At 43.4% G+C, this 17,295-nt stretch carries 19 protein-coding genes; 11 read left to right on the top strand and 8 right to left on the bottom strand.

What is annotated here, in order from left to right:
• Positions 1 to 9: 9 nt before the first annotated feature.
• Positions 10 to 888, bottom strand: a complete 879-nt coding sequence (locus BLQ60_RS04790; protein ID WP_092616802.1) for a LysR family transcriptional regulator — start codon at positions 886 to 888, stop codon at positions 10 to 12.
• A gap of 425 nt (positions 889 to 1,313) precedes the next feature.
• A complete protein-coding gene (locus BLQ60_RS04795; RefSeq protein ID WP_092616804.1) occupies positions 1,314 to 2,138 on the bottom strand; it encodes an MBL fold metallo-hydrolase in 825 nt (274 codons plus the stop codon).
• 192 nt (positions 2,139 to 2,330) lie between these two features.
• On the opposite strand from BLQ60_RS04795, the gene hisA reads away from it, so the two are divergent.
• Positions 2,331 to 3,059 (top strand): 1-(5-phosphoribosyl)-5-[(5-phosphoribosylamino)methylideneamino]imidazole-4-carboxamide isomerase, encoded by a 729-nt coding sequence (gene hisA / locus BLQ60_RS04800; protein ID WP_092616806.1) that lies wholly within the window; start codon positions 2,331 to 2,333, stop codon positions 3,057 to 3,059.
• Between the two features lie 121 nt (positions 3,060 to 3,180).
• Positions 3,181 to 4,089, top strand: coding sequence for an MBL fold metallo-hydrolase (locus tag BLQ60_RS04805; RefSeq protein ID WP_244515962.1), 909 nt, complete (start codon positions 3,181 to 3,183; stop codon positions 4,087 to 4,089).
• Positions 4,090 to 4,253: 164 nt separating this feature from the next.
• On the opposite strand, the gene BLQ60_RS04810 is transcribed toward BLQ60_RS04805, so the two are convergent.
• The 3 genes from BLQ60_RS04810 to BLQ60_RS04820 all read right to left on the bottom strand — a co-directional run bounded on the left by BLQ60_RS04810 (position 4,254) and on the right by BLQ60_RS04820 (position 7,367).
• Entirely contained in the window at positions 4,254 to 4,673 is a 420-nt protein-coding gene (locus BLQ60_RS04810; RefSeq protein ID WP_092616808.1) for a DUF6530 family protein, read from the bottom strand.
• A 218-nt stretch (positions 4,674 to 4,891) separates the two neighbouring features.
• The gene (locus BLQ60_RS04815; protein ID WP_092616810.1) at positions 4,892 to 5,380 is read right to left on the bottom strand and encodes a DUF192 domain-containing protein; all 489 of its coding nucleotides are present in this window, start codon (positions 5,378 to 5,380) and stop codon (positions 4,892 to 4,894) included.
• Between the two features lie 274 nt (positions 5,381 to 5,654).
• The gene (locus BLQ60_RS04820; protein WP_092616812.1) at positions 5,655 to 7,367 is read right to left on the bottom strand and encodes an electron transfer flavoprotein-ubiquinone oxidoreductase; all 1,713 of its coding nucleotides are present in this window, start codon (positions 7,365 to 7,367) and stop codon (positions 5,655 to 5,657) included.
• Between the two features lie 307 nt (positions 7,368 to 7,674).
• On the opposite strand from BLQ60_RS04820, the gene BLQ60_RS04825 reads away from it, so the two are divergent.
• The 5 genes from BLQ60_RS04825 to BLQ60_RS04845 all read left to right on the top strand — a co-directional run bounded on the left by BLQ60_RS04825 (position 7,675) and on the right by BLQ60_RS04845 (position 12,413).
• Positions 7,675 to 8,232, top strand: coding sequence for a DUF1285 domain-containing protein (locus tag BLQ60_RS04825; RefSeq protein ID WP_092616814.1), 558 nt, complete (start codon positions 7,675 to 7,677; stop codon positions 8,230 to 8,232).
• A 229-nt stretch (positions 8,233 to 8,461) separates the two neighbouring features.
• Positions 8,462 to 9,316, top strand: coding sequence for a glutamate racemase (gene murI, locus BLQ60_RS04830; protein WP_092617412.1), 855 nt, complete (start codon positions 8,462 to 8,464; stop codon positions 9,314 to 9,316).
• Between the two features lie 220 nt (positions 9,317 to 9,536).
• The gene (locus BLQ60_RS04835) at positions 9,537 to 10,514 is read left to right on the top strand and encodes a DUF4062 domain-containing protein (RefSeq protein ID WP_092616816.1); all 978 of its coding nucleotides are present in this window, start codon (positions 9,537 to 9,539) and stop codon (positions 10,512 to 10,514) included.
• Positions 10,515 to 10,687: 173 nt separating this feature from the next.
• Positions 10,688 to 11,713, top strand: coding sequence for a ferrochelatase (hemH, locus tag BLQ60_RS04840; RefSeq protein ID WP_092616818.1), 1,026 nt, complete (start codon positions 10,688 to 10,690; stop codon positions 11,711 to 11,713).
• Between the two features lie 55 nt (positions 11,714 to 11,768).
• Positions 11,769 to 12,413 (top strand): MBL fold metallo-hydrolase, encoded by a 645-nt coding sequence (locus BLQ60_RS04845; RefSeq protein WP_092616820.1) that lies wholly within the window; start codon positions 11,769 to 11,771, stop codon positions 12,411 to 12,413.
• 62 nt (positions 12,414 to 12,475) lie between these two features.
• On the opposite strand, the gene BLQ60_RS04850 is transcribed toward BLQ60_RS04845, so the two are convergent.
• The gene (locus tag BLQ60_RS04850) at positions 12,476 to 12,958 is read right to left on the bottom strand and encodes a hypothetical protein (RefSeq protein ID WP_143005182.1); all 483 of its coding nucleotides are present in this window, start codon (positions 12,956 to 12,958) and stop codon (positions 12,476 to 12,478) included.
• A 175-nt stretch (positions 12,959 to 13,133) separates the two neighbouring features.
• Positions 13,134 to 13,334 carry a DNA gyrase inhibitor YacG gene (locus BLQ60_RS04855; protein ID WP_092616824.1) on the bottom strand — a complete coding sequence of 67 codons (201 nt, stop codon included), beginning with the start codon at positions 13,332 to 13,334 and terminating at the stop codon, positions 13,134 to 13,136.
• A gap of 133 nt (positions 13,335 to 13,467) precedes the next feature.
• On the opposite strand from BLQ60_RS04855, the gene BLQ60_RS04860 reads away from it, so the two are divergent.
• The 3 genes from BLQ60_RS04860 (at position 13,468) to BLQ60_RS04870 (ending at position 16,253) form a co-directional block, all read left to right on the top strand.
• Complete coding sequence (locus tag BLQ60_RS04860; RefSeq protein ID WP_092616826.1) at positions 13,468 to 14,124, top strand: DUF938 domain-containing protein; 657 nt, start codon at positions 13,468 to 13,470, stop codon at positions 14,122 to 14,124.
• Positions 14,114 to 15,322: a TIGR03862 family flavoprotein gene (locus tag BLQ60_RS04865; protein WP_092616828.1), complete on the top strand. Its 1,209-nt coding sequence runs from the start codon at positions 14,114 to 14,116 to the stop codon at positions 15,320 to 15,322. The genes BLQ60_RS04860 and BLQ60_RS04865 overlap by 11 nt, the downstream gene beginning before the upstream one ends.
• Before the next feature lie 172 nt (positions 15,323 to 15,494).
• Positions 15,495 to 16,253 carry a hypothetical protein gene (locus BLQ60_RS04870; protein ID WP_092616830.1) on the top strand — a complete coding sequence of 253 codons (759 nt, stop codon included), beginning with the start codon at positions 15,495 to 15,497 and terminating at the stop codon, positions 16,251 to 16,253.
• 108 nt (positions 16,254 to 16,361) lie between these two features.
• Here BLQ60_RS04870 and BLQ60_RS04875 read toward each other — a convergent pair whose 3' ends face one another.
• On the bottom strand, positions 16,362 to 16,718 hold the full coding sequence (locus tag BLQ60_RS04875) for a HopJ type III effector protein (RefSeq protein WP_378235226.1): 357 nt from the start codon (positions 16,716 to 16,718) through the stop codon (positions 16,362 to 16,364).
• A gap of 159 nt (positions 16,719 to 16,877) precedes the next feature.
• On the opposite strand from BLQ60_RS04875, the gene crcB reads away from it, so the two are divergent.
• The gene (gene crcB / locus BLQ60_RS04880; protein ID WP_092616832.1) at positions 16,878 to 17,252 is read left to right on the top strand and encodes a fluoride efflux transporter CrcB; all 375 of its coding nucleotides are present in this window, start codon (positions 16,878 to 16,880) and stop codon (positions 17,250 to 17,252) included.
• The last annotated feature ends 43 nt before the right edge of the window (positions 17,253 to 17,295 follow it).

Genomic DNA, 17,295 nt, shown 5'->3' on the forward strand with positions numbered 1-17,295 from the left:
TGAAAATTGTTAAATGTCAGCAGACCCTAAGCGTTCTAACTGATTGAGTAGGCTTTGCATCGCTTTGGATTGACTACGATCAGGATGCCAGACGATGCCAAGTTGGCGTTCCAGTTGCACATCCAAATCTAAAATACACAAATCCTCATTGATCAAAGTCTGCGGTAACACCGACCAACCCAGCCCAATTGATACCAACATACGGATCGACTCCAGCGGATTGGTGCTCATTGACGCATGCGGTTTTAGCCCATATTTGGAAAATGCCGCTAAGGTAATCTGACTGGTATAGGTGTTTGACGCAGGTAACAAACTCGGATAGGCAATCAAATCCTCAAGGCGAAGCTGTTGTTGCTGTGCCAACGCATGAAAAGGGGCGACCACAAAAGATAAGGGATCATTCCACAATACCCGATGTTGCAAACGTGGATCGGGTTTTGGCGGTAGGGTGAGAAACGCCAGTTCAATTTCACCAGAAAGTACCAATTGTAAGGCTTGCTCAGAATCGACAAAGTGCACATCCAGCTCGACTTGCGGATATTGTTGTGCAAAAGGTTGTAGTTGTTTGGCGAGATGATGTAGCCCGATATGATGACTGGTACCGATTTTCAGTTTCCCTGCGATATTCGACTGCGACTGGCTCAGATCTCGATGCATATCTTCGAGTTGATTCATCCATTGCTGGACTTGCGGTAACAGGCGCTCTGCGGCTTTGGTCGGCTGAATATTACGTCCGACACTGTCAAATAATCTGACATTAAAAAATTGTTCGAGGCTTTGAATGCGTTTACTGACGGCAGGTTGAGTAATAAAGAGTTTTTCAGCCGCCATCGAAATGGAACCTGTTTCCATGACTTTGAGGAATGCTTCAAAGGCAGCAATATTCATAATTTTTATACGTGAAGTCGGTGAGGAAGTGATGATCTAATGAAATGCGGGAAAATGCAAATGGCTTGAAGTGATATGACTTGAAATAATAATTTGAATGGCGTGCGGTGCTTTTGCCTTACGGCATGAATTACTTGTTGCCGTAATGCCATACTGCGCCAGTGTAAGCGATAAAACCGAATGTTAATAGAACTGCTGTCATCATGAGAATGTACCTGTGGTTTCTGTTGATGCTATTTAATGATAGAAATATGACAATATGATGACACTTTTGTCATAATTGAAAAATAATTTTATAATGAATAATTTGTTCAAACTATTGATAATTAAGTATAAATTTAAAATTTAGGGGAAAATTGAATGAAAAAATCACTGTCATATTTCATGAAATATGACAGTTTTTAAAAAAATAAACCGTTTTCTTGTCACAAAGCGGATGGCTGATAGCGCTCCAATTCGACGGGGTCGTGCGCACAAAACATTTCGATTTCGGGATGTGCCTGATGCAAGGCACGCAATTTTTCTTGAGTTGCGATGCGTTCAGCTTGATCGGTCTGCACTTGTTTCTCAAACCATGCGAGTCCCGCAGGAACATTCGGCTGAGCGCTGATTTGACTGTGATCAAAATAAGCATCCCCACAATGTAGTAGCCAGTTTTCACCTGATTTTATTGCGACACCAACATGCCCCAGCGTATGCCCGATCAGAGGAATCATTTTCACTTCAAAACCAAGCTGTTCGGTTAAATCAATCGCATCAAAGCCAAACCATTGATCATTGATACTGACATGACGTTGCCATGTCGAAATATCTTGCAGTTGCGCTTTACGAAAGCGCAGGCGATCTTTCAATGTTGGCTTTAACGCATAATCCAACTCTTTGGCATAGACATGGATGCGTGCATTGGGAAAATCCGATGCCCCACCAATATGGTCAAGATCAAGATGGGTCGGCACAATATCGGTGACATCACTTGGGGAAAATCCCAAGGCTTTGATCTGCTCAGTCGCCGTTTCTTGTGGGTCGAGTGTTGGGCGAGTCAATTTTAAAAATAAGCCGCCGAGCCGAGTTTTGGGCTGGGCAATATCTTTTAGTCCGTAGCCTGTATCGACCAAGAGCAGTTTATTGTCATGTTCAATCAACAGCACGTGACAGATCAGTTTGGCAGGTTTGAGATAACTGCCATGACCATTGATAAGTTTTTGGCAGATCGGGCACATACTGCCACAGTTCAAGTGGTGAATTTTCATCGTAATGTTGTACTTTTTGATTGATTCCCTTGTTAGCGATAGTGGCACAGTGCTTTTACGATGTATAGTGCTCTGAAAAATATAGCGGTCTGGAAAATGTTGATCAGTTATTACGATTAAGGCTTAGAGAACATTGATTATTTTGCTAAGATGAAAAGAGCAAAAATTGAGATGAAATGAAGGAATGCGAGCATGCTAATTATCCCTGCGATTGATTTAAAAGATGGTAAATGCGTACGTTTAAAACAAGGTCGCATGGAGGATGATACGGTATTTTCTGATGATCCAGTGGCAACCGCTGCGCATTGGGTCAATGAAGGGGCACGCCGTTTGCATTTGGTGGATTTGAATGGCGCATTTGCAGGCACACCGATTCACAAACCTGTGGTGGAAGCGATTGCACAATCTCAGCCTGAATTGCCGATCCAAATCGGTGGCGGGATTCGTTCATTAGAAACCATTGAGCATTATATTGATGCAGGGGTGTCTTTTGTCATTATTGGCACCAAAGCCGTGCAAGAGCCTGAGTTTGTTGAGCTGGCGTGTAAAGAGTTCGCAGGGCACATCATCGTTGGGATTGATGCCAAAGATGGCTTTGTCGCAACTGACGGCTGGGCGAATGTCACCGATGTCAAAGCCACTGATTTGGCGAAACGCTTTGCTGATGCGGGTGTGTCAAGCATTGTTTATACCGATATTGCCCGTGATGGCATGATGCAAGGCGTCAATGTTGAGCAGACGGTGCATCTTGCCAATTATTCAGGTTTACCCGTGATTGCTTCGGGTGGTGTGACCAATCTGGAAGATGTGAAATTGCTCAAAGGTCAAAAAGGCATCCTCGGTGCGATCACAGGGCGTGCGATCTATGAAGGCTCACTCAGCTTACGTGAAGCACAATTGTTGCTAGATGAACAGCTTTAAGCTAGCAACTCAACACACCCAAAGTAACTGTAAAAAACATCATGATTTGCGAAGCTGATTCGTCCGCTTCGTAAACATATTACAATGGATTGATTTTTACTTGCCGATTGAGGAGAATGTATTGTCATCACCAACTGCGATTTCGACTCAAGACGACTTTTCGGTACAAGTCTTTTCGGTTCAAGCATTCTTTCATCAAGACACCAATACCTTTAGCTATGTGGTGGGTGATCCTGCGACACGAGCTTGTGCGATTATCGACTCGGTGCTCGACTATGATGCGGCGTCGGCATCAACCTCAACCACACATGCCGATCAGATCATTGATTATATTTCCTCAGAACACTTCACCGTACAATGGATTTTGGAAACCCATGTCCATGCCGATCATCTCAGTGCGGCGCAATATTTAAAACAAAAATTGGGTGGCAAAGTCGCCATGAGTGCCAAGATTGGCATTGTGCAAGAGACGTTTTCCAAGATTTATCATTTCGATATGAAGCAGATCAATGCCTCACAGCATTTTGATTATCTATTTGCCGATGGTGAACCATTTCACATTGGTAGTTTAAGTGCCTATAACATTCCCACCCCAGGGCATACGCCTGCCTGTCTGAGCTATGTGATTGGCGATGCGGTGTTTGTCGGCGATACCTTGTTTATGCCTGACTATGGCACGGCACGTTGTGATTTCCCTAAGGGCAGTGCAGGGCAGTTATTTGATTCGGTGCAACGGCTGTATCAACTGCCTGATACGACACGTGTTTTTCTTTGTCATGATTATTTGCCCGATGGGCGTGAAAGTTATTGTTATCAAAGTGATGTGCACACGCAAAAGATTGAAAATATCCACATCCAAGCTGGCACTGAAAAATCGGCATTTATCGAGATGCGAACCCAGCGAGATGCGACGCTGTCTATGCCACGACTGATCTTACCTGCGATTCAAATCAATATGTTGGCGGGACACTTTCCTGAACCTGAGGAAAACGGACAGCGTTATTTAAAATTGCCACTGAATTATTTCTAATCGATGGAGTGGTAAAAAAAACTGTATTTGGTTTGGCATTCCACCTGAGAAACATTGTTTCAGAACGGTGGAACGAGGTAAAAAATACAGTAAAAATAGTCGCTTAAGTCTCCAATTTTTGATTTCGTATAGAGTGTATTATGTTGATTTTAGGAAAATTAAACTTAATATCCCAACACTTTGAGATATCTAGACAATCTTTTTAAAGATTTATCTAAATATTCTTCATCATTAGCCACACCTTCTTTCAAAACTTCAATCAATGCAGGGTTCTTTGATAAAGTGATCTGAAAGTCATCATAAATTGGTAACTTTTCATCCTTAGCGTAACTGATAGACGCACATAATAAGCTAGCTAAATCTAATACACGATGAATAGGTAACTCTTCTGATTGTCTTGACCATTTTTCTCCCGTATATCTCCAAACTTTTGCAGATAAATCCATTTCCTCTGCATCACTCCACTGTGCTAAGCCTATTGATAAACCTTCAGCATCTGATTGATTAGCAAATTTCCCATCTAACAGTGTGTAGTCTTCCAATTTTACAATCGGTTTATGTGACAAATGAGTTGGTATATCCATGTTTAAACCCTTTTAGTAAGAAATTTAGTTAACTGTTTATAAAACTTGTTAGTAACATTTTTACTAAAAAATTTACTAAAGTAAAGAAATATTTTATCTCGTTCCACCGTTCCGCAACAATATTTCTCAGGTGTCATGCCAAACAGGTAGGTGCATGGCTTAGACAGCATTCGATTAGGCGCTGACCATACTACATGATCTGAAAAAGACCAAAGGTTTTACTTCCCACAACCATAAAGTTGATCCCCGACCTGAATATCCCACAGCTGACTTTGCCCAGCGTTGATTTCCAGTACATATTTGATATTTGAACTTTTCGCAACGTAGATTGGACAGTTTTGAGTTTTGCAAGGAGGGATATTCTGTTTGATTTCACGCAATTCACCACGGTCATCAAAAAACAGCATATCCAAAGGAATCAGCGTATTACGCATCCAAAAACCGACTTGGTGCGGTTCTGGGTAGATGAATAACATGGCTTGGTCATCTGCCATTGATTGACGAAACATCAATCCTTGACGTTGCTGATCTGGTGTTGTCGCAAGCTCAGCATAAAACTTGGCAGGAGGCGTACGATGAGATTTACCCTGAGACGCAACATCACCAACACAGATTAATGCATTATGATCACCATTGGCATAAGCAAGATTGCTAACGAATAAGGTCGTTAGCCAAAACAAGCCAACCGAAGATTTCAAAAATGTCATTCTCATTCTGCAATTCTAAAGAATAATCGAGTCTATGTTGCGTCTCATGTTTTTCAGGCAAAGATTCTGTAAAAAACACCAAGAGCCTCATCATAACACTGCGCAATCATTTGCCAAGGTATTTTGACCGTCAGAAATATTTTGCCATGAGCATAGACAAAGCGTTCAAGCGCAGCATGACAAGCACAAAAAATCCGAGTCGAAACTCGGATTTTTTAACGCAACAAATTACATATTTCGATATGAGAAGCACTGCTTCGCAAGACTATCCAAATTACATATTCGGGTAATTCGGACCGCCGCCACCCTCAGGGACTACCCAAGTGATGTTTTGTGATGGGTCTTTGATATCACAGGTTTTACAATGCACACAGTTAGCCGCGTTGATTTGGAAACGCTTCGAACCGTCATCATTTTCCATGATTTCATAGACACCCGCAGGGCAGTAGCGCTGAGCAGGCTCATCCCATTTCGGTAAATTCACATCGACTGGAATATCAGGATTGGTGAGTTTCAAATGTGCAGGTTGATTTTCTTCATGCACCGTATTTGACACGAATACCGAAGACAAACGGTCAAATGTAATCTTGCCATCTGGTTTTGGATAGTTCGGTTTAAAGCTCACCGCATCGACATTTTTTAGTACCGCATAATCTTGTTTCAGATCATGCAAAGTGAATGGCACTTGGAAAATGTTTTGATCGACAAAGTTAAATGCACCACCGATCCATAGACCAAATTTGTGCATTGCCGCACCAAAGTTACGAGCACGATGCAATTCTTCTTTGAGCCAGCTATTGTCAAATTTCTGCGTATAGGTCGAAACTTCTTTGGCAAAGTGATCTTCACCTTCAAGCACACGAGCAACCATGAGGTCGCCGCCTTTTTCAGCGCCTGCTTTGATTTCGTCAAATACTGCTTCAGCACAAAGCATTCCTGACTTCATTGCCGTGTGAGAGCCTTTGATTTTTGAGAAGTTCAAGAAACCTGCATCATCACCGATCAAGCAACCACCTGGGAAGGTCAATTTCGGCAATGCGTTGAGACCACCTTTCACCACAGCACGTGCGCCATAAGAAATACGCTTACCGCCTTCCAAATACTGTTTGATCAGTGGATGTGTTTTCCAGCGTTGCATTTCCATGAATGGGTACATGTGTGGATTTTCATAAGATAAATCCACGATCAAGCCCAAAGTGACTTGGTTGTTCTCTGCATGGTATAGCCACCAACCGCCTGATGAACCAGTTTCCGCCAATGGCCAACCTGAACCGTGCATCACCAAACCTGGTTTGTGTTTTGCAGGGTCGATTTCCCAAAGTTCTTTAATGCCGATACCGTAGTGCTGTGGATCAGCATCTTTGTCTAAGCCAAATTTTGCAATTAAACGCTTACCAAGATGTCCACGGCAACCTTCTGCAAAGAGGGTGTATTTTGCATGAAGCTCATAACCTGGGGTGAAGTTGTGTGTTGGTTCGCCATCTTTACCGATGCCCATGTCGCCTGTTTGGATGCCTTTGACCGTACCATCTTCATGATACAAAATTTCCGAAGCAGCAAAACCTGGGAAGATAGAGACTTCAAGTTCTTCGGCTTTTTGACCCATCCAACGTACCACGTTGCCGAGTGAAACCACATAGTTGCCATCGTTGTGCATGGATTTTGGTACCATCCAATGCGGCATTTTTTGTGATTTTTCATCAGAGAGTAAGAAGTAAGTTTCATCTTCTGTGACGTCGACAGTGACAGGTGCGCCTTGTTCTTTCCAATCTGGGAAAAGTTCGTTTAAGGCACGTGGCTCAAGCACTGCGCCAGAAAGAATATGGGCACCGACTTCAGAGCCTTTTTCCACCACACATACTGATAAATCAGGTAGGTTATTTTCGATTGCAAGCTGACGAAGACGAATCGCCGCAGCTAGACCAGATGGTCCTGCACCGACGATTACAACGTCAAACTCCATTGATTCACGTTCGATGTGCTCCATGTAGGACTCCTCAAATCATTGACGGTGGCAACCGCATTGTCGAATCGTTTTTTTCAACTCGGTGCTGCCATGAATATTGGGTATTTGTCTTGCTCCATCCCTGACTCAAGTGGATGAAAACCAACAAACTTGGATAAGCATAGACACAAAACTAACATCGTGTCACATAAGTATTGCGCTATTATAATTTCAAAGGGCAGTTTAGCCAATTGGCAAGCACAACTAATTTTCATGTCAATCGTGCATAAGTGTTGGAAAAAAAGGATTTTTCAGGTGCTAATGACGCACGAGTCAGAGGATGTAAATTATGGCAGTTCAGGCAAATTTTGAAAATATTGCCAGTTATCTACAGCAGTTTTCGCATGATCGCAGTATTCCACCGCTGGAAAAGTGGAATCCAGACTACTGCGGTGAGATGGATTTGGTGATCAAAGCCAATGGTGAATGGTGGCACGAGGGGCGCCCGATACGCCGTCAAAAGATGGTGGATTTATTCGCCAAGATTCTATGGAAAGAACAGGATGACTATTTCCTCAAAACACCTGTAGAAAAAATCAAAATTCAGGTCGAAGATGCACCATTATTGATTAGCGCAGTCGATCAAGTGGAAATCGACGGTAAGCAATATCTGCAAATGACCACACAAAATCAGGATGTGTTTGTGATTGATGCCGAGCATCCGATCTATATGCGAGCGTTCGATGGCGAAATGCGTCCATACGTCAAGGTGCGCTATGAACTGGAAGCCTTAGTACAGCGCAATGTGTTCTATCATTTGGTCAATTATGGTGAGTTGTATGATGAGCCAAATTGCACCTGTTTAAAACTGCACAGTGGCGATGCACAATTTACTTTGTGTATGTAGCGGATGACGATGCTTGTAAATGGGAAATTTTAGTGCTGTTGCGGGCTTTTGATAGTTTAGTTTTGGCAAGATGAGGTTGCAGGACAATAACAATTTCTGCTATGGCATCTGCATTGAATCGGCGTATGATGCCAAGAGTATATTATTTCATTTGATGACCATGTCTGCTCAACTTCACAGTCAGCCAAATCAACCCATTGCATCGAATCAATCGCTTGCACCGCAGTCTATGGCTTTGCCGAATGGCGCAACACGGGCTTCGCCGATTGGGATTTTTGACTCAGGCATTGGCGGACTCTCAGTGGCGATAGATGTGCATCACTATCTGCCCAATGAGCAAATTCTTTATTTTGCCGATACCGCCCATGTGCCTTATGGCGCACGTAGTGATGAAGAGATTCGCCGACTGACTGCTGAGGCGATTGATTGGCTGTATCAGCAAGGATGTAAAGCTGCGATCGTGGCGTGTAATACCGCATCGGCATTTAGCTTGGATTATTTACGGCAATATTACGGCGAGCAATTCCCGATTATCGGCTTGGTACCTGCGGTGAAACCTGCGGTGATTCAGTCGCAGACCAAAGTCGTGGCGGTACTTGCCACACCCGCAACCTTTCGAGGCAAATTGATTCAGGATGTGGTACAGCATTTTGCCTTGCCTGCGGGAGTCAAGGTCATGACCACCACCTGTTTGGACTTGGTGCCTTTGGTTGAGCAAGGCAAAGCCTTGGATGCAGAATGCTTGCTGGCATTGCAACAATGTTTACAGCCTGTGATCGATGCGGGCGCTGATCATTTGGTGCTCGGATGTACGCATTATCCATTTTTAAAGACGGCGATTGAACGGCTGTACGGTGATCAGCTGATTTTGGTGGATTCTGGACAGGCGGTGGCACGGCAATGTGGTCGAGTATTACAAAAATTTCAGCTTCAAAATGAACAGCTTGTCACGGATTTTGAAATGAAATGTGTGTTCAGTGGGAACAATCAGCAGTCCATGCAAAAGGTCGTTGAGAATTTAATTCAAAATAGATTGGTCGTTCGATTAACGGATCTTTCAGATTTTCATCTCTCCAGTGCATAATACGACAGCGTATTATGCTGAAAACAAATTAAATACAGTGCTTTAACGGCTTATTGTGTAAAGTAACAAAAGATTTCATAAATCCTCATTTGGGGATTGGTTTTAGGGGTAATGGTTTGCTAGGATTTTCGTGCACGAGGTACGAATTGATCGGTTGAACTATTGAGGGTGCAACAACTTAAGTCGGTACTGACAACGATTTAGGTGATAAGGAAGATTCATGTCTGATAAGCGTTATCATGTGTTTATTTCGACTGCCTTTCAAGGTGTGGAAGCAGAGCGATTAAAACTTGAGTACACATTATTAAATCTCGGTGCTTTTCCGTGGCAGTTCAATGAGCCACGCAACTCACTGAATACGGCACAAGCACGTCGTCAGATGGATGAGTGTGATTATGTGGTGTTTGTGCTCAGTGATTTCTATGGCGAATTGTCGGCGTCGGGCATCAGTTATCTGCATCTTGATTTCTCCTATGCGGTCAATAAGAAAAAAACCATTCTCAGCTTTGTCAATCAGCAACCGAGCAGCGAAACCGATCCCGAAATGATCAAAAAGCGTAATGGATTGATTGACCTATTTAAATCACAAAGTGAATATTTTCAGCACTATAACGGCTTGCTTGATTTCGAGCGCAATCTGCGTAATGCATTTCAAAAAGCCAAATCAGAATTTCCATCACTCGGTTGGGTGCGTCCAAAGTCCAATGATGTGCTGCAAAGTGAAGTGGTGCGCCTTCGAGAAAAAGTCGCTGAGCTGGAACAGAGTCTGATTCGAGCTCGCCAAGAAGTGTCTTACTCGCAAAATGAGCAGGCGGAACAACAAAGTTTTCTGCTCAGTTTTCGTACCCAAGCCTACCAAGATGGCAACCTGAAAGACGTGGCGTTACAAAAAGAGCTGACTTGGGTACAAGCACTGAAAATATTGGCACCGCATTTTCGCCAGCCGACCTTAGAGATGCATTTTATCAAAGTGGTGAATGCTTACTTAGATGAAATTGCTCTCACGGAAGTCAATAAAATCATGCCTCGAGTGCATGCTGTGGCGAGAACGCAGGTCGATAGTCGTAGTCTGCAACAGCTCAAATTGCAAATGAAATGGAATAATTGGATTATCCCGCAAGCTGAGATTGGGTCAGGCACACGTATCTATTGGCGTTTGACGCCTGAGGGTGAGAGAGCCTTGAATCGGCATCGTTAAGTCAATGATTGACGAGCATCATATGTGGCGACTAGATGTGAAAACGAAATGTGAAGGCTAGATGTAACGATCATGCCAAGCAATCGCTTTAATTCAAATTTACTTTGACTGCAATACTGAAATTTATCGTCAGTTGAATTAGTATTAAGCCAATTCCTTACATTTTAATACTTATGAAATCGGCATCACCACGTATTGTGGTTATCTTAGCAAATCTTGGTACACCAGACGCCCCAACACCGCAGGCTGTACGTGCGTTTTTGCGACAATTCTTGTCCGATCAGCGTGTGATTGAAATCCCCAAACTGCTGTGGCAAATCATCCTCAATCTGTTTGTTTTGCCATTTCGTCCCAAAACGGTGGCGAAAAACTATGCCAGCATTTGGCAGGATGATTCACCGATGCGCAGTATCTTGCGTGAACAAGTGGCGTTGCTGGAGCAAGCGCTAAGCTCACAAAATCCTGATTTAAATCTGCAAGTTGTCCCAGCGATGACCTATGGGCAGCCGAGTATTCACACCGTATTCGATCAGCTCAGTCAGGATCTGCCTGATCAAATTATTCTGTTGCCATTGTTTCCGCAATATTCTGCCACATCGAGTGCACCGCTTTATGATGCGCTGAGTCAGTGGGTGTTAAAACAGCGTAATTTGCCTGCGTTATCGATCATCCGAGATTATTATCAGCATCCTGACTATATTCAGGCGCTGGCGCAAAGTGTCCGTGATTTTCAGGCGGAGCAAGATTATACAGGGAATGGTCAAGCGGATAAATTACTGATGTCTTTTCATGGGATTCCACAGCCTTATGCAGATAAAGGCGATCCCTATGCCGATCGTTGTAGAGAAACTGCTCGTTTGGTTGCCGAGCAATTGGGATTATCCAATGAGCAATGGGCGATTAGTTTCCAATCTCGTTTTGGCAAGCAAGAATGGGTCAAGCCCTATACCAGTGAGCTGTTAAAAGAATGGGCAACACAAGGGGTAAAGTCGGTACAGGTGATGAGTCCTGCCTTTTCTGCTGATTGCTTAGAGACGCTTGAAGAGCTTGAAGTGGAAAATCGTGATATCTTTATTGCGCACGGTGGGCAAGATTATGCTTACATTCCTGCGCTCAATGCACGAGATGATCATGTTGCGCTATTTGCCAAGCTAGTACAGGCACAGCTCAATGCCAGCCGTGAACAATTCCGACATTAAGTTTGCGCTTTTCACCCTGATTTAAAAAGATCGACTGATTGATTTGAGGTTCATTATGTTACGTTGCCAAATTATTCCTGTGACTGCCTTTCAGCAAAACTGTAGCATCGTGTGGGATGACGAATCGATGGAAGCGGTGTTGATCGATGCGGGCGGTGAAGCGGAAAAACTGCAACAAGCCGTTGAGGCGCTCGGTGTGACCGTCAAAGCCTTGTGGAATACCCATGGGCATGTCGATCATGTTGGTGCAGTCGGGGCCTTGGCGAAAGTCTACGATGTGCCAGTAGTGGGACCACACCGTGAAGATCAGTTTTGGCTTGATGCTTTGCAAGATATCTGCCGTCAATACGGTTTTCCTGTTGCTGAACAGGTCATTGTCGATCAATGGCTTGAGGGCGGTGAAACCCTGACATTAGGGAGATATACCTTTGAAGTGCGATTCACCCCAGGTCACACCCCAGGTCATGTGGTGTTTTATTGCGCTGAAATGAATATTTTGTGGACAGGTGATGTACTGTTTAAGGGTTCGATCGGTCGTACAGATTTCCCTAAAGGCGACTTTGAGACTTTGATCAACTCGATCAAAACCCAGATTTATACCCTACCTGATGACACGCAATTTATCTGTGGTCACGGTCCAACAAGCACCGTCGGACATGAAAAACAATTCAATCCCTTTGTGTCGAGTAAAGCGGGTTAGATTTTATCTTCTCAATTTACTTTCATATATCGAATCAAAGTGATCTTTTTGATTTTAGAAGATTAAGATTTTGGTAGCTGTGAGGCGGTCTTTTGCATGTTTTGATAGAGCGCATTGGTTTGTGCGTTTAATCGCTCTAAAGTACTGCGCTGTGCACCACTGAGCTTGTCCAGCGTCGCCAGTTTAAAGACATTTTGGTATTTGGTGGCGTGATTAGTGATGCCTTGGCGCAGTTTGATCGCCGTCTGATCGGCAAGCACCAAGCGTTTTAATGCCGCTTTGGATTGTTCAAGATTGCGATTAAAGGTATAGACACGGGCATTGCGCTTCGCCTGATCTTTTTCGGCTTGTAGGCTAGGGATCACCTGTTGCATCTGCTGGATGTCTTGCTGATACTTTTTCCAAATTACTTTTAATTGTTGCATATCAATGAGTTCTTGCTTGGCGAGACTTTGCTTGGTCACTGCTTTTGCGGGTGTATTGGCATAGCTTGGCGCACTGAATACGACCAAACTAGACAAAGTCAGACCAATTGAAAGCATCACGTTGCGCATCATTTTCCCCCTTGAGTATCTCAGCACAGTTGCCATTTTGATTATTTTACTGTGGCACACTATATAAAAATGGGTACAAAATGACAATATTTGTCGTAATACCTTACACAATGCTACAGAGCGAATAGGTGGCATTCTCAAGTTGGGTTGTACTTCGTTATAGGCACTAATCTTGATCGTGCTCAGGCGTGATACGTGATGGGCTATCTTCAGAGGCAACTTTGTAATCTTCATTTGCCCATGCAGAAAAGTCCACCATCTTGCAACGCTCAGAGCAAAACGGACGATACGGATTGTCTTGCCAATGGCTGGCTTCGCCGCAACGTGGGCAGGGAAAAGATTTTGGATTTTTAGCGGATGAAGTCATGTGGTCTGTCATAATTTTACGAGTGAAATTGAGATAAGAAAAATAGATAACTTGCGTAGAAACACAGACAAATTGTAGCGTACTTGCTAGACTGATGCAGTCCTAAAACCGTATTCAAATGTATTTGTAGTCCATGACTTATCCTGATATTCGCCCATTCCAATCACACTATTTAAAAGCCCCTCGCAACTTTCAGCCGATTGAAAAGCAGGTGATGGAAAACCATCCCGTTTGCCTCGAAATCGGCGCAGGCAAAGGCAAGCACGCCTGTTTATTTGCTTCGAATCATCCAAAGCTACAACTCATCGCCATCGAGCGCACCGCCGAAAAATTCCAAGCCATGCAAAAGTCACAGCGTGAAGCAGGCTTAGATAACTTGACAACCATCCATGCTGATGCAATCCCGTGGGTGGTGCATGCGTTATATCCTGCACAGTTGCAACAGATTTTCCTGCTTTATCCAAATCCTGAACCGCATAACTCAACACAGCGTTGGTTGAATATGCCTTTTTTTGAATATTTACTGTCACGTTTGCAGGTGGGTGGCACGATCACGTTGGCGAGTAATATTGCAGAATATATTGCTGAAGCGGTTGAGCAATTAAATCAGGTGTGGAAATTGCCTTTTGAGCTACAAAAAACTCCCCAAGATTCCGCTCGGACGCATTTTGAAATTAAGTATTTACAGCGTGGCGAATTGTGTCAGCAAATTATTATCACTAAGCCACAAGGCTATCAAACGCGATTCGATGATATCCAACCACGCTTAGGACAAGCTCATGAAGCGTAAAGTCGCCATCATCGGTGCAGGGCCTGCAGGACTGGCGTGTGCCGAAGTGTTGGCAGAACGTGGCAATTTTGACATCAGCATCTATGAGCAAAAGCCATCGGCGGCACGTAAATTCCTCATGGCAGGCAAGACAGGGCTCAACATTAGCCATAATGAGCCACTTGGCGATTTTATTGATCGTTATGATCATGCCGAGTGGCTACGTCCAATGGTCGAGGCGTTCCATGCTGAGCATATTCAGGAATGGATGCAGGGCTTAGGCATTGAGTCCTATATTGGTAGCTCAGGGCGGATTTTTCCTAATGAAATGAAGGCAGCGCCACTGCTTCGAGCATGGTTAAAACGACTACAAAATCAAGGGGTAACTTTCCACTATCGCCATCAAATCAGTCATATTCAAGATGGTGAAATCACCGTGATTGATCTTCAAAATAGTGATCTGAAAAATGATCAGACTCGTACTGAACAGGTCGACGCTATCGTGTTGGCATGTGGTGCAGTGTCGTGGTCACAGCTGGGTAGTGATGGACGTTGGCAGTCGTGGTTAGATGCTTCACAAATTGAGCCATTCCAAGCCAGTAATGTCGGTGTTTGCGTGGCATGGTCAGATTTTATGCATGCGCATTTTGGGCAACCGTTAAAGCGCATTCGTGCATGGGCGGAAGGTGATACGCCACAGTTCGGTGAGATGGTGATTAGCCATTATGGCTTAGAGGGCGGTTTGGTCTATCGCTGTAATCGTGCCTTGCGTGATCAGTTCCGCTTGCATGGCGATAGCTCAAAAACAGCAAAACTCTATCTCGACTTGCTTCCTGCATTGAGTCAATCTGAGCTTTTGGACAAGTTACAACACGGCAAAAAGCAGTCTTTAAATACGCTATGGCAACGCATTGGCTTGGATAAAACTAAAATTGCATTGATACGTGATGTGGTGGCGAAATCCGACTGGAATGATCATGCCAAAATGGCACAGCACATCAAGCAACTTGCGATCTATGTGCAATGCTTCCGTCCGATCGAGGAGGCGATAAGTTGTGCGGGTGGCATCAAACAAGAGGCTTTGGATGAAAACTTAAAGCTGAAAAATAGCCGTGCGATCTATGCTTGCGGTGAGATGCTCGACTGGGATGCGCCGACAGGTGGCTATCTGCTGACGGCGTGTATGGCAAGTGGGCGATGGGTGGGTGAGCATTTGTAGATTTGATCGACGATAATATAACAGTCCAATAATTGGATCACAGTTTAAAAATAAGTAATAATGACAAAGTTCGCTCAATATAATGTGCATGGTGTTCAGTTGCATTTATGGGGCAGTTTTTCTAAGTTGAGTTTTGTGTTGTTTGACATTTGTCCAAAAATTAGAGTTTTAAATGATGAAAATCAAAATATTAAATTGTTTTATTGCTTCCATTATTTCACTTAGCTCTGTTGCTGCGCATAGTGAAACTCAAGACCTCGGTGCGAAGATCAATAAGGAGATGGCAGAGCCAAAAGCAACGATGGCTGAAGCAATATCCTATGAATCTGAATTACCGACATATATTGAAACAACCAATATAGACATTGATGATTATATTTGGCGAGTGGAGTACACATTTAATCCTGCCACCAAGCATCTTGTTTATGCGATAAAAAATCCACATCCGACTTTGAAAGCATACAATCAACGCGTAGAGGAAATCGCAAAATCCTATAATGCACAACGCCTTTCCTATCTTATTGCTGATAATTATGTAAATAAGCAAGGTTACACAAAAGAAAGCCCGCCTGATAAAAAATTCACTATTCGCTTGTCAGTACAATTTTTACAAGGAGCACATAGAATGCCGAATTTTGAAAGAAATTTACAAAGGAGTTATGGCATGATGATCAACAGATTGCCAAAACACATTCGTGAGTCATGCAAAAATGGGTATTCAGGTGGAAAATTCGATTTGTATACAAATGGGTATGGTCGAATTAACAATTTTAAATTTTTGAATGGAACATTGACAGCAGAGCAACAGGATTTTTACTCGAAATTATTTTTAGGGCGAAAAATAGTTCGTCCATATAATTTGAACGGTGTGATTCAATCTGAATTAAAAGTTACACAGGAAGTTAAATTACAAGATCAGGATTGCACTTAAGACAGTTTTTTCTTGAGCTAACCCAAGGCGATATGTGGTGGGTTAGCTTATATTTGCAAATAGATTGAATAACGTGCAGTGAAGTTGATCATCTTGGTGAGATCAACATTATTTATCCACTAGCGCCTCACCCTCAAACTTCACACCATCCCAACCATTCACCATAAACTGACGAATATTCTGATGATCTGTGCCTTCAGGTGTCGCCAAAACAGACTGATAATGTTCAGCAAATAAACGCAAAGTCTGCGCTTGATCCAAACCATTGAGCTTAGCAAAACTCAACACTTTGGCACTGCCTTGATTTTGCTCGGCAGTATTATGCTGTTCGCCATTTTGAAAAGCAGTCGGTGTATGTTGATAGTGCATATCGATCAAGCGAATCACATCGGCAAACTGCGCTGTACCTGCTTCAAGCTGTACCAATAAATCATTGACTATTCTTGGCGCTAAACTCGTTGTCATTTTGAATCTCTATAAAATCGAATGAATGGCGCATAGCCTAACAAGAGTGCCCACAAAGTACAATCTCCATTCACCAAGTAATAAATTATCCTTTTTCCGTCGATAGCAAGGTAAACTGTTGATGTTCAAGCAGTCGTCAAATCAGTTCGAGTGAAGCATATGTTTTTATGGGTAGCATTGGGTGGTGCGATCGGTGCAAGCGGTCGCTATGCGCTGAGCCAGCTTTTGCCTGTGGCGCAAGGTACATTTCCGTGGGCGACGTGGTGGGCGAATATTATTGGTTGTATTTGTGCAGGATTGTTCTTTGCTGCCAGTGAGCGTTTTGTCAGCTTGCAAGGCGAGTGGCGATTGTTCTTGATGGTCGGCATTTTGGGTGGATTTACTACCTTTTCCAGCTTTAGTTTGGAGAGCTTTCAATTGATCAAGTTGGGGCATTATGGCTTGGCGTTTGGCTATATATTTAGCAGTATCTTGATTGGCGTTTCAGCGTTGGCGGTCACTTACTATCTCTGTAAAACCGTGCTGTTTCAGTAACCCAATTTGATCGTGCGCATCATAGATTTACTTGAGCGATTCG

The sequence above is a fragment of the Acinetobacter marinus genome (assembly GCF_900096915.1).
In the GTDB taxonomy this organism is placed as follows: Bacteria; Pseudomonadota; Gammaproteobacteria; order Pseudomonadales; family Moraxellaceae; genus Acinetobacter; species Acinetobacter marinus.